16 protein-coding genes are annotated in these 16,103 nt (G+C 55.7%); 1 reads left to right on the top strand and 15 read right to left on the bottom strand.

All coding sequences use genetic code 11. The annotated features are described in order from the left end of the window. Positions 1–25: 25 nt before the first annotated feature. The 15 genes from rnhB to rpsB form a co-directional block, all read right to left on the bottom strand. Positions 26–622 (bottom strand): ribonuclease HII, encoded by a 597-nt coding sequence (gene rnhB, locus EV102420_RS07890; protein WP_042390641.1) that lies wholly within the window; start codon positions 620–622, stop codon positions 26–28. Then, complete coding sequence (lpxB, locus tag EV102420_RS07885; protein WP_042390640.1) at positions 619–1,767, bottom strand: lipid-A-disaccharide synthase; 1,149 nt, start codon at positions 1,765–1,767, stop codon at positions 619–621. The genes rnhB and lpxB overlap by 4 nt, the downstream gene beginning before the upstream one ends. Then, entirely contained in the window at positions 1,767–2,555 is a 789-nt protein-coding gene (gene lpxA, locus EV102420_RS07880; RefSeq protein WP_042390639.1) for an acyl-ACP--UDP-N-acetylglucosamine O-acyltransferase, read from the bottom strand. The genes lpxB and lpxA overlap by 1 nt, the downstream gene beginning before the upstream one ends. A gap of 3 nt (positions 2,556–2,558) precedes the next feature. Then, on the bottom strand, positions 2,559–3,014 hold the full coding sequence (gene fabZ / locus EV102420_RS07875) for a 3-hydroxyacyl-ACP dehydratase FabZ (protein WP_006173598.1): 456 nt from the start codon (positions 3,012–3,014) through the stop codon (positions 2,559–2,561). 99 nt (positions 3,015–3,113) lie between these two features. After that, a complete protein-coding gene (gene lpxD, locus EV102420_RS07870; RefSeq protein WP_042390632.1) occupies positions 3,114–4,142 on the bottom strand; it encodes a UDP-3-O-(3-hydroxymyristoyl)glucosamine N-acyltransferase in 1,029 nt (342 codons plus the stop codon). A 3-nt stretch (positions 4,143–4,145) separates the two neighbouring features. Further along, on the bottom strand, positions 4,146–4,640 hold the full coding sequence (gene skp, locus EV102420_RS07865) for a molecular chaperone Skp (RefSeq protein ID WP_042390631.1): 495 nt from the start codon (positions 4,638–4,640) through the stop codon (positions 4,146–4,148). 115 nt (positions 4,641–4,755) lie between these two features. Then, positions 4,756–7,173, bottom strand: coding sequence for an outer membrane protein assembly factor BamA (gene bamA, locus EV102420_RS07860; RefSeq protein ID WP_042390629.1), 2,418 nt, complete (start codon positions 7,171–7,173; stop codon positions 4,756–4,758). A 29-nt stretch (positions 7,174–7,202) separates the two neighbouring features. Then, on the bottom strand, positions 7,203–8,555 hold the full coding sequence (rseP, locus tag EV102420_RS07855) for a sigma E protease regulator RseP (RefSeq protein ID WP_042390626.1): 1,353 nt from the start codon (positions 8,553–8,555) through the stop codon (positions 7,203–7,205). Positions 8,556–8,566: 11 nt separating this feature from the next. After that, complete coding sequence (cdsA, locus tag EV102420_RS07850) at positions 8,567–9,424, bottom strand: phosphatidate cytidylyltransferase (RefSeq protein WP_042390624.1); 858 nt, start codon at positions 9,422–9,424, stop codon at positions 8,567–8,569. Between the two features lie 12 nt (positions 9,425–9,436). Beyond that, positions 9,437–10,195: a (2E,6E)-farnesyl-diphosphate-specific ditrans,polycis-undecaprenyl-diphosphate synthase gene (ispU, locus tag EV102420_RS07845; RefSeq protein ID WP_042390622.1), complete on the bottom strand. Its 759-nt coding sequence runs from the start codon at positions 10,193–10,195 to the stop codon at positions 9,437–9,439. Positions 10,196–10,382: 187 nt separating this feature from the next. After that, the gene (ispC, locus tag EV102420_RS07840) at positions 10,383–11,582 is read right to left on the bottom strand and encodes a 1-deoxy-D-xylulose-5-phosphate reductoisomerase (protein ID WP_042390620.1); all 1,200 of its coding nucleotides are present in this window, start codon (positions 11,580–11,582) and stop codon (positions 10,383–10,385) included. Between the two features lie 111 nt (positions 11,583–11,693). Beyond that, entirely contained in the window at positions 11,694–12,251 is a 558-nt protein-coding gene (gene frr, locus EV102420_RS07835; protein ID WP_042390618.1) for a ribosome recycling factor, read from the bottom strand. Positions 12,252–12,413: 162 nt separating this feature from the next. Beyond that, complete coding sequence (gene pyrH / locus EV102420_RS07830; protein ID WP_042390616.1) at positions 12,414–13,139, bottom strand: UMP kinase; 726 nt, start codon at positions 13,137–13,139, stop codon at positions 12,414–12,416. Between the two features lie 120 nt (positions 13,140–13,259). Then, entirely contained in the window at positions 13,260–14,111 is an 852-nt protein-coding gene (gene tsf / locus EV102420_RS07825; RefSeq protein ID WP_042390614.1) for a translation elongation factor Ts, read from the bottom strand. 137 nt (positions 14,112–14,248) lie between these two features. Next, positions 14,249–14,974 (bottom strand): 30S ribosomal protein S2, encoded by a 726-nt coding sequence (gene rpsB, locus EV102420_RS07820; RefSeq protein WP_042390612.1) that lies wholly within the window; start codon positions 14,972–14,974, stop codon positions 14,249–14,251. Between the two features lie 325 nt (positions 14,975–15,299). On the opposite strand from rpsB, the gene map reads away from it, so the two are divergent. Further along, complete coding sequence (gene map / locus EV102420_RS07815) at positions 15,300–16,094, top strand: type I methionyl aminopeptidase (protein ID WP_042390610.1); 795 nt, start codon at positions 15,300–15,302, stop codon at positions 16,092–16,094. The last annotated feature ends 9 nt before the right edge of the window (positions 16,095–16,103 follow it).

Here is a 16,103-nt window from a genome sequence, read left to right as displayed (position 1 = left end):
CATTCTACTTATTTTGGTGCAGCAATCAGGAGACCAGCCCCAGCGCGCGTTTTACTGGCGCAAAGCTACGCCGGTGATGCTCTGTCGCGCCGTGCTCCGCCAGTCTCTCCAGATGGAAAGCGGTCGGATACCCTTTATGCTGCGCAAAGCCATATTGAGGGAACGTCAGGTCAAGCGCAGCCATCTCGGCATCGCGCGTGACTTTGGCAATAATGGAGGCCGCGCTAATTTCCGCCACCCGGCTATCGCCTTTTACCACCGCCATTGACGGCACAGGCAGGGCCGGACAGCGGTTGCCGTCGATCAGCACGTATTCGGGAACAACGGATAGCCCGGCCACGGCGCGCTGCATCGCCAGCATAGTCGCATGCAGAATGTTCAGCTCGTCAATTTCATGCGGTTCGGCGCGGCCCAGACTCCAGCATAGCGCTTTTTCCTGAATCTCAGCAAACAGCGCCAGGCGGCGTTTTTCGCTCAGTTTTTTGGAGTCGTTCAGGCCGATAATGGGCCTGGCGGGGTCAAGGATCACCGCCGCCGTAACGACTGCGCCGACGAGTGGGCCACGGCCCACCTCATCCACACCCGCCACTAAGTGGTGGTGCGGATAGATAAATTCATTCATTTTGCTAGCTCCAGCACAGCATCCGCCGCCTGTTCATCTGCATTGCAGCGGATCTGCTGATGCAGTTCACGGAAGGTGTCATGCATGGCGTGGCTGGTGTTGCCCCGGGCCAGCAGCGGCAGCAGCGCATCCGCCAGCAGCTGCGGCTGACACTCGTCCTGCAACAGCTCTTTCACCAGTTCGCGCCCGGCCAGCAGGTTAGGCAGCGAAACGTAGTCGGTTTTCACCAGTCGTTTTGCCAGCCAGAAGGTAAACGGCTTCATGCGATAGCCGACCACCATCGGGCATTTTGCCAGCATGCACTCCAGCGCGGCGGTGCCAGAGGCCAGCAGCGCGGCGTCGCTGGCCACCATCGCCTCGCGGCCTTTGCCGTCCAGCAGGTGAACCACCAGATCCGGTGCGACCTCGGCTTTAATGCGCTCGAACTGCTCCCGGCGTTTGGCATTGACCAGCGGCACCACCACCTCTAAATCGGGATAGTGCTGGCGCAGGATCTGCGCGGTGCGCAGGAAGTCAGCGCTGAGCATCTCGACTTCCGCGCCGCGGCTGCCTGGCAGCAGAGCCAGGCAATGGGCGTCATGGGAGAGCCCAAGCGCGTCGCGAGCGGCGTTTTTATCGGGATCCAGCGGCATGGCGTCCGCCATGGTATGGCCGATAAAGCGGCACGGCACGTTAAAGCGGTCATAAAACGCTTTTTCGAAAGGCAGGAAAGCCAGCACCAGATCGGTGGATCTGCCTATTTTGAAAACGCGTTTCTGTCGCCAGGCCCAGACGGAGGGGCTGACGTAGTGAATCGTTTTAATACCCTGCTGTTTGAGGTTGCCCTCAAGGGTAATGTTGAAGTCCGGAGCATCGATGCCGACAAACACGTCCGGCTTAAGCGCGGTAAAGCGGCGCGTCAGATCGGCACGGATATGCAAAAGGCGACGCAGACGGCCCAGCACCTCAACGATGCCCATTACCGCCAGCTCTTCCATCTCATACCAGGCTTCGCAGCCTTCGGCCTGCATCAGCGGGCCAGCCACGCCAACGAAGCGGGCGTTAGGCACGCGCTGCTTGAGCGCACGAATAAGCCCGGCACCAAGAATATCGCCGGAGGTTTCTCCGGCGACCAGGGCAATCGTAAGCGGACGATCGTCAACCATTAACGGATCAGGCCCCGCGTCGAGCGCGCAAAGAACTCGCTGAACGCGCGGACTTCCGGGTGCGCTTCCGCCAGCTCGGCGATCTCAGGCTTCACCTCTTCCAGCGTCTTACCGCTGCGGTAGAGTAGCTTGTAGGCGTTGCGAATGGCGATCAACGCTTCACGGCTGAAGCCGCGACGTTTCAGCCCTTCGATGTTAACCCCGAACGGCGTGGCGTGGTTACCCTGGGCAATCACGTACGGTGGCACGTCCTGGGCAACGCCAGAGCAGCCGCCCACCATTACGTGCGCGCCGATGATGCAGAACTGGTGTACCGCCGTCATGCCACCGATGATGGCATGATCGTCGACCGAAACGTGGCCCGCTAGCGTTGCGTTGTTAGCGAGGATACAGTTGTTCCCTACCGTACAATCATGCGCAACGTGTGCGTTGATCATCAGCAGGTTACCGCTGCCCACCTTCGTCAAACCACCGCCCTGTTCGGTACCACGGTGAATGGTTACGCTTTCGCGAATGCGGTTACGATCGCCAATTTCCACCCGGGTTGGTTCGCCAGCATATTTAAGATCCTGGTTCACTTCACCGATGGAGGCGAACTGATAGATCTCGTTGTCGCGACCAATTTTGGTGTGGCCGTTTACGACAACGTGAGACTTCAGTACGGTACCCTCACCAATTTCAACATGGGGTCCAACAATACAGAACGGGCCAATGTGGGCGTTAGCGCCGATAACGGCACCCTCTTCCACGATGGCGGTAGGATGAACAAAGGCAGTTTTATCAATCACGTATCAGGCCTCCCGGCTACGTGCACACATCATAGTAGCTTCACAAACAACTTTACCGTCGACCGTTGCCACGCCTTTAAAGCGGGTCAGACCACGGCGCGTTTTCTCAAACGTGACTTCCATGATCATCTGATCCCCTGGCACTACCGGACGTTTGAAGCGGGCTTCATCGATACCGGCAAAGTAGTACAGCTCGCCAGGTTCCAGTTTTCCTACGCTTTTAAACGCCAGAATGCCGGTGGCCTGCGCCATGGCTTCCAGAATCAAAACGCCCGGAAAAATCGGTTTACCAGGGAAGTGGCCCTGGAAAAAGGGTTCATTAACCGAAACATTTTTTACTGCGCGCAGAAAACGACCTTCTTCGAAATCCAGCACGCGGTCAACCAGTAAAAACGGGTAGCGGTGCGGCAGAAGTTCTAAAATCTCTTCAATGTGCAGAGTATGAGTGTCAGTAGTCAAAATACTCTTCCTGTCAAAAAATACTGAATGGCAATAATAACACGGCCCGCGGCAATCTAATGCCGTCAGGCCGAGAAGTTTGGGCGTAAAACGGGTGAATTATTCGTCTTGCTGCACGACCTTGCGCTCAAGAGCCTTGAGTCGCTTGCTCATGTCATCAATATTCATCACCAGCGCTGCTGTTTTTCGCCAGGTTTTATTGGGTTGCAGCGGGATACCTGATGAGTAGACGCCCGGTTCAGTAATGGGACGCATCACCATACCCATGCCCGTTACGGTGACCTTATCGCAGATTTCCATGTGACCGTTGATCACGCTCGCACCGCCAATCATGCAGTAGCGGCCAATTTTTAAACTGCCCGCCATGATGACGCCGCCAGCAACTGCGGTATTGTCGCCAATCACGACGTTATGTGCAATCTGACACTGGTTATCAATGATAACGCCGTTGCCAATAATGGTGTCGTCAAGCGCACCACGATCAATGGTGGTACAGGCGCCGATCTCAACACGATCGCCGACGATCACCCGACCAAGCTGGGGGATCTTCACCCAGTTGCCGCGATCGTTGGCATAGCCAAAGCCATCCGCACCGATCACGGTGCTGGACTGAATGAGGCAATTTTCACCGATTTCAATCTCGTGGTAAATGGTCACGTTGGCCCACAAACGCGAGCCTGCACCGATTTTTGTCTTTTTACCCACGAAGCAGCCTGCGCCAATCACTACGTTATCGCCCAGCTCGACGTCTGATTCGATAATGGCGTTTGCGCCAATAGAGACGTTGTTACCCAGCTTCGCCGTAGGATCGATCACCGCACTCGGGGCGATGTCCTGTGCCGGCTGCGGCGTGGTATCAAGAATTTGTGCCATCCGGGCATACGTCAGGTAGGGGTTCTTCACTACCAGCGCGGGGCCGTGGGCAAAGGGAAGGTCGTCCTGCGTCATCACGACAGCAGAGGCCTGGCAAGCAGCCAGATGTTCACGGTATTTTGGATTTACCATGAAGGTGATTTGACCTGCTTTAGCGGACTGCATGGACGCAACGCCGGTGATGGCGATATCGCCATCACCGTGTAACTCTGCATCCAACTGTTGAGCTAAATCAGACAGTCGAATAGTAGACATTACTTATTTAACCTGTTTCAGCACATCAGCGGTGATGTCTTTTACGTCACTGCTGTTGTAAGCAACGGTATTTGCGTCAACAACCAGATCGATGCTCTGGTCGGCTGCCACTTTTTTCACAGCAGACTGGATACGGTTAACCAGTTTGCCACGCTCTTCGTTAGAACGACGCGCACGATCCTGCTCAAATGCCTGGGCTTTCTGAGAGAAGGCCTGGCGCTGAGACATGAGGTCTTTTTCCAGCTTGCTACGATCGGACGCTTTCATCGTTGAGCCGTCACGCTGCAGACGCTGCATTTTGCCCTGCAGATCGTTTTCCTGGCTCTGCAGTTCGCTGGCGCGGCCTTTGAACTCGTTTTCCAGCGTTTTGGACACACCGGTAGTCTGAGCGACCTGCTGGAACAGGCTGTTCATGTTAACGATCGCAATTTTGTCCGCTGCCTGAGCAGAGGTAACCATCGCTAAACCGAGACCCGCAGCTACTAACCACTTTTTCACAATAAACTCCTTACCATCCCAATGTATCCGTAGATACCTTCTTTGCGTGGCGAAGCGACCTCTTGATCGCCTACACCAGCGCTACACTACCTGTGCATTCCGTTGCGCAGCGCAATTACCAGGTTTTACCAATGTTAAACTGGAACTGTTCTGCTTTGTCTCCTTCGTATTTCTTAAACGGCTGGGCGTAGGAGAAGACCAACGGCCCCAGCGGAGACATCCATTGTAGTGCAACACCCGCAGACATACGGATATTGCTCGGATCGCTATAGTCCGGCACGCCAGCGGCACGTGTTTCCGCCGTGTCGTTCCAGTTGGTATCCCACACCGTACCCGCATCCCAGAAGACCGAGGTACGGATCGAGTTAGCATACTTCTCGCTCACGAACGGCGTCGGGGTGATCACTTCCAGGCTGGCGACGCCCATGGCGTTACCGCCGACAGCATCATCAGACTTACAGAGCGTGCCTGCGACGTTAGTCTGGCAGTTCTCCTGGTTGTTACCACCGTAGTAAACCGCTTTCGGACCGATGTTGTTGGACTGGAAGCCACGCACGGTGCTCGAGCCGCCGGCGTAGAAGTTCTCATAGAACGGCATCTCTTTGCCGCCTAAGCCATCACCGTAGCCCCAACGGGTACGGCCCAGAACCACCCATTTGTGATCGTCATCCAGCGGGACGTAGGTCGCGGTGTCCAGCGTTACCTTGTAGAACTCGTTATCCGAGCCCGGTACGGTGACCTTACCGTTCAGGTTGACGCGCGAGCCGTCCGTCGGGAAGTAGCCGCGGTCAAGATGGTTGTAGGTCCAGCCGTAGTTAAAGGTGAAGTCGTCAGCGCTGTAGCCGTTATCGTTGTCCTGGGTGTTGGCGCTCTGCCCCACCGAGTCGAGATAACGCCACATGGCCACCTGCGGCTCCATGTTGGACAGGTCGTTGTGTACGTAACCTAAGCCGAGGCGCAGGGTGTTGTACTCGTTGACCGGGAAGCCCAGCGTACCGTCAAGGCCGTAGCTCTTGTTGGTGTACGAGGAGAGATCCGCATCATCCGCTTCGAAGTCGTTATAGAAGATACGACCGCCGAGGCTCACGCCGTCAACGGTGAAGTACGGGTTGGTCACGGACAGCTCAGAGTAGGTCTGATAGTCGTTCTTGGTCCCGTTGATCCCTACCGAGTAACCGGTACCCAGCCAGTTATCCTGCTGGACGCCGACCTGGAAGCTCACGCCGCTCTCGGTGCCGTAGCCGACGCCGAAGTTGAAGCTACCGGTGTTACGCTCTTTCACCTTGTAGACCACGTCAACCTGGTCCGGGCTGCCTGAGACGCGTTGGGTATCGGTATCCACCGTTTCGAAGTAGCCGAGACGGTTCAGACGCTCTTTACCCTGATCGACCAGATCGCTGCCCAGCCATGCGCCTTCCATCTGACGCATTTCACGGCGCAGAACGGCATCTTTGGAGGTATCGTTACCCTCAAAGCGGATCTTACGCACGTAGTAGCGGTTGCCCGCATCAACGTTGACGTGCAGCTTCACGGTCTTATCCGCGTCGTTGATCTCAGGCTGAGACTGTACGCGCGGGTAGGCATAGCCATAGCGACCCAGAAGCTTTTTGATGTCGTCTTCCATCTTGGTCACTTTGGTGCCGTTATAGAGTTCGCCCGGCTGAATTTTCGTCAGGCTCTCGATTTCGGCGGAGTGACCAGCCAGGTTACCGCTGACTTCAACGCTGGAAAGCTTGTACTGATCGCCTTCGGTAACGTTAACGGTAATGTAGATGCCTTTTTTGTCCGGCGTCAGGCTGACCTGAGTGGAGTCGATGTTGAAACGCGCGTAGCCACGATCGAGGTAGTAGCTGCGTAACGTTTCCAAATCGCCTGCCAGCTTCTGTTTCTGGTATTTGCGATCGCCCACCACGTTCCACCACGGCACTTCATCGCGCAGCTGGAACGTTGAGATCAGCTCTTCGGTACTGAATGCATGGTTACCGACGATGTTGATCTGCTGGATTTTGGCGGAGACGCCCTCCTGGAAGACCAGCTTCAGGTCGACGCGGTTACGCGGCAGCGGCGTAACGACCGCTTTCACGCTGGCGCTGTACTTACCGACGCTGTAGTAGAAATCTTCCAGACCTTTTTCGATATCGGCCAGAGTGGTGCGGTCAAGTGATTCACCCACGCGCACGCCGGAGGCTTCGAGGTTCTGCTTCAGCATGTCATCTTTAACGGACTTGTTGCCCGAGAAGGTGATGCTGGCAATGGTAGGACGCTCTTTAACCTGCACGAGAAGCGTATCACCATCGCGCAGGACGCGAACGTCCTCGAAGTTGCCGGTGGCAAACAGCGCACGGATAGTATTACTGATGTCTTCATCAGTCACCGTGTCACCCTGACGCACTGGCATACTGAGGAGGGCCGCACCAACGGCGACACGCTGTAAGCCTTCGAAATGAATATCTTTCACTACGAACCCTTCAGCACCGTATACGGTCGCGCTGCTAAACAGCAGCGACGCTATAAGCAACTTTTTCATCGCCATCGTTATTATGCGTTCTTCCTAACTAACTCTCATAACCGAGAGAAATCATTGAAAAGTGCAAGCCCCATTAACAGCACCAGCAGTATTGAGCCAATGCGATAACTAAAGTCTTGAACCCGCTCGGATACCGGCCCGCCTTTTAGCTTCTCTATCGCTAAAAACAGCAGGTGTCCCCCATCTAAAACCGGTAGAGGGAACAGGTTGATAATCCCGAGGTTCACGCTGATTAAGGCGAGGAACATCAGGTAGTAGATCAACCCAAACTCCGCAGACATCCCAGCCCCTTGGGCGATCGAGATCGGCCCGCTGAGGTTGTTCAGTTTGACGTCGCCGGTGATCAATTTGCCCAGCATGCTGACCGTGAGCTTCATCAACTGCCAGGTTTTACCCGTGGCTTCGACAACGGCATCAAACGGCCCATACTGGCGTACTGTCTTATACTCGTCCGGCAGCGGGATAACCTTTGGCACGACGCCCGCAAACCCTTCATCCTTGCCGCTACCCGGTTTTGTATCTGGTATCAGCGTTAAAGACAAGGGAGTTCCCTGCCTTTCTATATCCAGCGCCAATGGTTTACCCGGATTATCGCGCACCAGGGTCACAAAGGTCATCCACTGCGTGATTGCCTGACCATCGACTTTAACGATCCTGTCGCCAGCTTGCAAACCCGCTTTACTTGCCGCCGACCCGGACTGCACCTCTGCCAGCACGGACTCAATCTGTGCCGCGCGCGGCTGGATGCCCAGTGACGCCACCGGATCCTGCTTGTCTGGCTCAAACGCCCAGTTGCGCAGATCCAGCGTCTTCTGCTGGCGGCTGTCGCTGCCAAAAGGCGCGATGCTAACGGTGGTCTGTTCGTCGCCGATTTTATCCACCAGCTGCAGACGCACGGCATCCCAGTCTGGCGTTTCGATACCGTCAACGGCTTTAAGTTCCATCCCCGGGGCGATTTGTGCGCTGGCGGCAATGGAGTTGGGCGTAATTTCACCAATAACCGGACGAACGCCAGGGACGCCGATGATGAACACCAGCCAGTAGGCAAAGATAGCAAAGAGGAAGTTAGCCACGGGGCCCGCGGCGATCACGGCGGCGCGCTGGCCAATGGTCTTGTTATTAAAGGCGGTGTGACGCAGCTCGGGGATCACCGGCTCGACGCGCTCGTCGAGCATTTTGACATAGCCCCCTAGCGGGATGAGGGCGATAACAAACTCGGTGCCCTGCTTGTCGGTGCGACGCCAGAGCGCTTTGCCAAAACCAATGGAAAAGCGCTCAACCCGGACGCCGCAGCGGCGAGCAACCCAGAAATGGCCAAACTCGTGCACGGTAATCAGCACGCCCAGCGCAACAATAAACGCTGCCAGATTCCAGAGAATGCTCAGCATAAAATCATCCGTTAAATCGTCCCAAAGACCAGCAGCAGTAGGCAGGCAAACACCGGTACTGCCGCCGTCAGGCTGTCGATGCGATCGAGAATACCGCCGTGTCCTGGAATAAGGTGACCGCTATCTTTGATACCGGCTTCACGCTTAAACATACTTTCGGTGAGGTCCCCCAGCACCGAGGCCAGCGCCGCAACCACGGAGCAGATCAGCAGCGTAGAGAGCGTCACCTCAAGGTTTGCCCACATGCCGTAGCCCCAGGAGATCACCGCCGCCGTAAACAGGCCGCCGATAAAGCCCTGCCAGGTTTTCCCCGGCGACACCTTCGGCGCCAGCTTATGCTTGCCGAACAGCTTGCCGAACATGTACGCGCCGGAATCCGCACCCCAGACGAGGATCATGACGTAAAGCAGCCACAGCGCGCCGCTGTAGTGGTTATCATCATAGTGCCAGGCGCGCAGAGCCAGCATACCCCAGAAAAAGGGCACGATGGTCAGGATGCCAAACAGCAGGCGCAGCGCCTTAGAGTGGCGCCACAGCGCCGCCGAGGCGGGATAGAACAGCACCAGCAGCAGCGCGGCGATCCACCAGCCCAGCGAAGCCCACAGCGAGCCCTCAACCAGCGGCTGATGAACGTTATGGTGGTACTCCGGGATCGTAAACAGCATCACCGCCAGCAGCAGGCCGCAGAGCACGGCCAGCCATACCCGCTGCGTGCGTGAAGTAAAGCCGCTAAGCTGGCCCCACTCCCAGGCGGCCAGCATACAGACCGCGAGCGTGACCAGAGCAAACCCCACCGGGGGGAGTAAAAATAGCGCCGCAATGACGACGGGTATTAATACAAAAGCAGAAATCAGGCGATACTTCAGCAAAAGCTACCCCCATCAGGCTTTGTCGCCACCAGGCTCGGTGCCGCCGAAACGACGCTCTCGATTGGCAAAGGCATGCAGCGCACCTTCAAAGTCTTGTTCATCGAAATCAGGCCAAAGAACATCCGTGAAGTAAAGTTCAGCATAGGCAATCTGCCACAGCAAAAAGTTACTGATGCGGTGCTCCCCCCCTGTCCTTATCACTAAATCCACTGGAGCCAGTTCATGCATGCAGATTTGCTTACTCAGCGCCTCTTCATCAATTTGGTCCGGGCGTAACAGCCCTTCTTGTACCTGTACCGCTAACTGCTGTACTCCCTGAATAATATCCCAACGTCCGCCATAATTCGCGGCGATATTCAGCGTCAGCCCGCTATTTTGCGCGGTTAACGCCTCCGCTTTGCGAATACGCTCTTGCAGACGTGAGTTAAAACGGCTGGTGTCACCGATGACGCGCAGGCGTACATTGTGACGATGCAGGCTTTTTACTTCGCTATCCAGCGCCCACACAAACAGCTCCATCAGCGCGCTGACCTCCTGCGCCGGACGGTTCCAGTTCTCACTGCTAAAAGCATACAGCGTTAGCGCGTCGATGCCGTGGTTCGCAGCATAGGAGACTGCGCGGCGGACGGACTTCGCTCCGGCTTTATGTCCAAAGGCTCGTATCTTCCCTTGTCTTTTTGCCCAGCGACCATTGCCATCCATAATTATCGCCACATGGCGGCAGCCATGTGCTGGCAAATTCTCGCTTAAAGGAAGGTTCATTGACAACATAACGCGTTTTAAGTCCCTGAAAAGGATTTAGCGGTACTCAGAAATACTGAAGCCTTTACGTAAAAAAAGCCGTGTCAAACCACGGCTTACCTGACCGCTCCGGCCCTGAGACCAGCGATCGGGTGGCGCAGACTATATCACTGAAGCCGAACGCTAACAAATATCACGGCCATTCATGGCTGCAATATCACCGGCTTGCGAGATGGCTCACCTGTTTCTGCGCCGTCTCGCGGGCCAGCGCGTCCACAGCCAGAACATCCTCGATGCTCTGCGGTTCGCGCAGATCCATACGTTCTAGTACGGATAGATTAAGGGCAGCGATATCGGTAAAGCGAATGCGCGAGTCCAGGAATGCGGCAACCGTCACCTCATTTGCTGCATTCAGCGCTGTTGTCGCGGCCTGGCCCTGTTCAAACGCCTCCATTGCCAGCTTCAGGCAGGGATAGCGGTCATAGTCCGGGGCGGCAAAGCTCAACGTGCTGAGCGAGCAAAAATCGAGGGCCTTGACGCCAGAGCTGACGCGATCCGGCCAGGCCATCGTATGGGCGATAGGCGTGCGCATATCCGGCTCACCCAGCTGCGCTAACACGCTGCCATCCAGATAACGTACCATAGAGTGGATCACCGACTGGGGGTGGATCAGCACTTCCATCTGGCGGGCAGAGGCGTTAAACAGCCAGCGCGCTTCAATATATTCCAGACCTTTGTTCATCATGGTGGCGGAATCAACGGAGATTTTACGTCCCATTGACCAGTTCGGATGGCGGCAGGCCTGATCCGGCGTCATTGCAGCCAGTTCAGACAGCGGCGTCTCACGAAAGGGACCACCAGACCCGGTAAGCAGAATGGATGCTACGCCATTTTGCTCGAGGTCAGCGTACCCCAGGTTGCGCTGGAAGGGTTGCGGTAAACTCTGAAAAATGGCGTTATGCTCGCTATCCACCGGCAGAAGCTGCGCCCCACTCTCTTTCACCGCCTCCATAAACAGGCGGCCACAGGTGACCAGCGACTCCTTGTTAGCCAGCAGCACGCGCTTCCCGGCGCGGATCGCCGCCAGGGTCGGCAGCAGGCCCGCGGCCCCAACGATAGCGGCCATCACCTGATCGACCTCGTCCAGCGCGGCCATGTCGCAGGCGGCCTGCTGGCCGCTCAGCACCTCGGTACGGCTACCGTGCTGTGCCAGCGTCTCTTTGAGTTCGCGGGCGCTGGCGGCATCGTCCATCACCGCGTAGCGCGGCGTAAACTCCAGGCACTGCTCTGCCATACGGGCCACGTTTTTGCCAGCAACCAGCGCCGTAACGGTAAAGCGATCGGGATTGTGGCGAACCACATCAAGAGTACTGCAACCGATAGAGCCGGTTGAGCCAAGGAGGGTGAGCTGCTTCATGAGAGAGAGGTGTCCAAAGGTGGCTTAAGAAGAGCAACATAGCAAAACGCCGCCAGCAAAAACCCGGTAAGGCTTCTCTGAACGGCGTTTTGTTTAATCACGTGCGCGGGATCAGAACTGCATCAGTTCCGCTTCTTTTTCCGCCAGCGCCGCATCCACCTTCTTGATGGCTACGTCGGTGAGCTTCTGCACGTCGTCCTGCGAGCGACGATCTTCATCTTCGCTGATCGCTTTATCTTTCAGCAGCGCTTTCACTTTGTCGTTGGCATCACGGCGTACGTTACGTACCGCTACGCGTGCGCCTTCGGCTTCGCCACGCACCACTTTGATCAGGTCTTTACGACGCTCTTCGGTCAGCGGCGGCAGCGGAACGCGGATGTCGGTGCCGGCAGAGCTTGGGTTCAGACCGAGGTCAGACGCCATGATTGCCTTCTCAACCGCCGGGCTCAGAGAGCGATCGAACACGTTGATTTTCAGCGTGCGGGAGTCTTCAACGGTGATGTTAGCCAGCTGACGCAGCGGCGTCGGCGTACCGTAGTACGGCACCATAATGCCGTCGAGCAGGCTTGGGGAAGCACGACCGGTGCGCACTTTGCTGATTTGGGTTTTGAATGCTTCAACGCATTTATCCATGCGGACTTCGGCATCTTTTCTGATATCGTTAATCACGTTACGAATCCTTGAAAACTTGTCTCAGGCAGACCATACGTCAGCACGCCGTAAAGTGTGCTAAGTATAGCCCCGTTTAATCTATGACACGGTAAAAGGTGTCTGATAAGAACCGCTTTACTGTTAAAGCGGAATCTTACCTCTATTTGTTGATGACGGAAATTACTCCGTGATCAAAGTGCCTTCTTTTTCGCCCATTACCACGCGGCGCAGCGCGCCAGGCTTGTTCATGTTGAAAACACGAATCGGCAGCTTGTGGTCACGGGCCAGGGTAAAGGCCGCCAGATCCATCACCTTCAGCTCTTTATCCAGCACTTCGCTGTAGCTCAGCTGATCGTACATGGTAGCAGCCGGATCTTTTGCCGGATCGGCAGTAAATACGCCGTCGACTTTGGTCGCCTTCAGCACCACGTCCGCTTCGATCTCGATCCCGCGCAGGCAGGCTGCGGAGTCGGTGGTAAAGAACGGGTTACCGGTACCGGCAGAGAGGATCACCACCCGGTTGTTACGCAGCAGGCTGATGGCTTCAGCCCAGCTGTAGTTATCACACACGCCATTCAGTGGAATAGCGGACATCAGGCGGGCGTTCACATAGGCGCGGTGGAGCGCATCACGCATTGCCAGGCCGTTCATGACCGTTGCCAGCATACCCATGTGGTCGCCCACTACGCGGTTCATCCCCGCTTTCGCCAGACCTGCGCCACGGAAAAGGTTACCACCACCAATGACGACGCCTACCTGGATGCCCAACTCCACCAGCTCTTTGATCTCCTGAGCCATGCGGTCAAGGATGCTTGCGTCGATACCGAAGCCTTCGGTGCCCTGTAACGCTTCGCCGCTGAGCTTAAGCAGGATGCGTTTATAGACGGGTTTTGCATTGGTAGCCATGATTCTTTCCTGAGACGTTCAACGATTGAGAGGGGGTTAATTCCGGATACAACGTATGTAGTATACAGCTTACGCTGGATACAAAAAGAAGCCGCCCTCAGGCGGCTTCTTTCAGACCACTTAAGACTGCTTGGACATGGCAGCAACTTCTGCTGCGAAGTCAGTCTCAACTTTCTCGATGCCTTCACCCACTTCAAAACGGATGAAGTTAGTGACGTCAGCGTTGTGCTCTTTCAGCAGCTGGCCAACGGTTTTGCTCGGGTCCATAACGAACGGCTGACCGGTCAGAGAGACTTCGCCGGTGAATTTCTTCATGCGGCCTTCAACCATCTTCTCTGCGATCTCTTTCGGCTTGCCAGACTGCATGGCGATGTCCAGCTGAACCTGGTACTCTTTCTCTACTACTTCAGCAGAGACGTCTTCCGGCTTAACGAATTCAGGCTTGCTTGCAGCAACGTGCATTGCCAGCTGTTTCACCAGCTCTTCGTCAGCGCCGGTAGCAGCGATCAGAACGCCGATGCGCGCGCCGTGCAGGTAAGAGCCCAACACGTCGCCTTCGAGGGTAGCTACGCGGCGAATGTTGATGTTTTCACCAATTTTCGCAACCAGCGCTACGCGCTCTTCTTCGAACTGTGCTTTCAGCACGTCAACGTCGCTAACTTTGCCAGCAACCGCTGCATCCAGAACCTTGTTAGCGAACGCCTGGAAACCAGAGTCTTTAGCAACGAAGTCGGTCTGGCAGTTAACTTCCAGAATCACGCCGTAGTTGCCGTCGATTTTGGTGATGATCACGCCGTCAGCAGCAACGTTACCTGCTTTTTTCGCCGCTTTGATCGCGCCAGACTTACGCATGTTTTCGATTGCCAGCTCGATGTCGCCGTTCGCTTCGGTCAGCGCTTTTTTGCAATCCATCATGCCAGCGCCAGTACGCTCGCGCAGCTCTTTTACCAGGGATGCGGTAATTTCAGCCATTCTAAAATCCTCGGAAGATTTGACCTGCCTGGTCGTAAAACCAAACAGCCTTAAAAGTGAAAAAGGGGGCCATAAACAGGCCCCCTAACCAAACTCGGTACTACCTGCTCAATAAGGGGCTCAGAGAGCGTGCCTTATTATTCAGCTTCTACGAAGCTCTCTTCCGCCTGGGAAGCCAGATCCTGAGAACGGCCTTCACGAACGGTAGTAGCAACAGCGCTCAGGTACAGGCTAACTGCACGGATTGCGTCGTCGTTACCTGGGATAACGAAGTCAACGCCGTCCGGATCGGAGTTGGTATCAACGATAGCAAATACTGGGATACCCAGGTTGTTTGCTTCTTTGATCGCGATGTGCTCGTGGTCAGCGTCGATAACAAACAGTGCGTCCGGCAGGCCGCCCATGTCTTTGATACCGCCCAGGCTGTTTTCCAGCTTGTCCAGCTCACGGGTACGCATCAGCGCTTCTTTCTTGGTCAGCTTGTCGAAGGTACCGTCCTGAGACTGAGTTTCCAGGTCTTTCAGACGTTTGATAGACTGACGAACGGTTTTCCAGTTGGTCAGCATACCGCCCAGCCAGCGATGGTTCACGAAGAACTGATCGCAGCTGTTAGCCGCTTCTTTCACCGCTTCGCTCGCAGCGCGCTTAGTACCAACAAACAGGATCTTACCTTTACGGGAAGAGATCTTGTTCAGCTCAGCCAGGGCTTCGTTGAACATTGGTACAGTTTTCTCAAGGTTGATGATGTGAACTTTGTTACGTGCGCCGAAGATGAATGGCTTCATTTTCGGGTTCCAGTAACGGGTCTGGTGACCAAAGTGAACACCAGCCTTGAGCATGTCGCGCATGGAAACAGTTGCCATGATTAAAACCTCTATATAAAAGTTGGGGTTATGCCTCCACGTATCCCATATCACCGACCCCAAAGGGCACCCCGGAATATGTGTCGATACGTGTGTGTTATTACACAAAGTGAGATTTGTGGCTCACGCTCCACAAGAAGGAACGGAAGTCCGGCGCGCTTTATACCATAAAATCGCCGCAGACTCCAACAGTTGTTGGCGTAGCGTGCTGCCAGAAATTCTCAATTTGGCAGGTTATGTCTCGGACTGGTAACATTGACAGCACTTACACAATTATTGTCGATGACGTTTATTATCAATGCATCGACGCTAATGGACAGAATTCATGGCTATCCCAATTAAGACCCCGGAAGATATCGAAAAAATGCGCGTGGCAGGCCGCCTCGCTGCAGAAGTGCTGGAGATGATCGAAGCGCACATTAAACCGGGCGTAAGCACCGGCGAGCTGGATCGTATCTGTAACGATCACATCGTTAACGAGCAGCACGCGGTCTCCGCCAGCCTCGGCTACCACGGCTTCCCGAAATCCGTCTGCATCTCGATTAACGAAGTGGTGTGTCACGGTATTCCGGACGACGAGAAACGTCTGAAAGACGGCGACATCGTTAACATCGACGTTACCGTGATCAAAGACGGCTTCCACGGCGACACCTCGAAAATGTTTATCGTTGGCAAGCCAACCATTCTGGGCGAGCGCCTGTGCCGTGTCACCCAGGAGAGCCTCTACCTGGCGCTGAAGATGGTGAAGCCGGGCATCCGTCTGCGCACCCTTGGCGCGGCGATCCAGAAGTTTGTCGAAGCGGAAGGCTTCTCTGTGGTGCGCGAGTACTGCGGGCACGGCATTGGCCGTGGCTTCCACGAAGAGCCGCAGGTGCTGCACTATGATGCTGACGACGGCGGCGTGGTGCTGCAGGCCGGTATGGCCTTCACCGTTGAGCCGATGGTCAACGCAGGCGACTACCGTATCCGCACCATGAAAGATGGCTGGACGGTAAAAACCAAAGACCGGAGCTTGTCGGCGCAGTACGAGCATACTATTGTGGTGACAGAGAACGGCTGCGAAATTATGACGCTCCGCAAGGATGACACCATCCCGGCGATACTCTCGCACAACGAATGATAAGAAGCC

The sequence above is a fragment of the Pseudescherichia vulneris NBRC 102420 genome, assembly GCF_000759795.1.
Classification (GTDB): Bacteria; Pseudomonadota; Gammaproteobacteria; order Enterobacterales; family Enterobacteriaceae; genus Pseudescherichia; species Pseudescherichia vulneris.
Note: the sequence above shows the minus strand (reverse complement) of the source record. Positions and strands in the feature narration are given on the sequence as shown.

Bases quoted from the DNA above. Each gene is read 5' to 3' on its own strand.
- bamA (WP_042390629.1), bottom strand. From the start codon at position 7,173: ATGGCGATGAAAAAGTTGCTTATAGCGTCGCTGCTGTTTAGCAGCGCG.
- rpsB (WP_042390612.1), bottom strand. From the start codon at position 14,974: ATGGCAACTGTTTCCATGCGCGACATGCTCAAGGCTGGTGTTCACTTT.
- lpxD (WP_042390632.1), bottom strand. From the start codon at position 4,142: ATGTCTACTATTCGACTGTCTGATTTAGCTCAACAGTTGGATGCAGAG.
- map (WP_042390610.1), top strand. From the start codon at position 15,300: ATGGCTATCCCAATTAAGACCCCGGAAGATATCGAAAAAATGCGCGTG.
- lpxB (WP_042390640.1), bottom strand. From the start codon at position 1,767: ATGGTTGACGATCGTCCGCTTACGATTGCCCTGGTCGCCGGAGAAACC.
- pyrH (WP_042390616.1), bottom strand. From the start codon at position 13,139: ATGGCTACCAATGCAAAACCCGTCTATAAACGCATCCTGCTTAAGCTC.
- rnhB (WP_042390641.1), bottom strand. From the start codon at position 622: ATGAATGAATTTATCTATCCGCACCACCACTTAGTGGCGGGTGTGGAT.
- tsf (WP_042390614.1), bottom strand. From the start codon at position 14,111: ATGGCTGAAATTACCGCATCCCTGGTAAAAGAGCTGCGCGAGCGTACT.
- ispC (WP_042390620.1), bottom strand. From the start codon at position 11,582: ATGAAGCAGCTCACCCTCCTTGGCTCAACCGGCTCTATCGGTTGCAGT.
- ispU (WP_042390622.1), bottom strand. From the start codon at position 10,195: ATGTTGTCAATGAACCTTCCTTTAAGCGAGAATTTGCCAGCACATGGC.
- rseP (WP_042390626.1), bottom strand. From the start codon at position 8,555: ATGCTGAGCATTCTCTGGAATCTGGCAGCGTTTATTGTTGCGCTGGGC.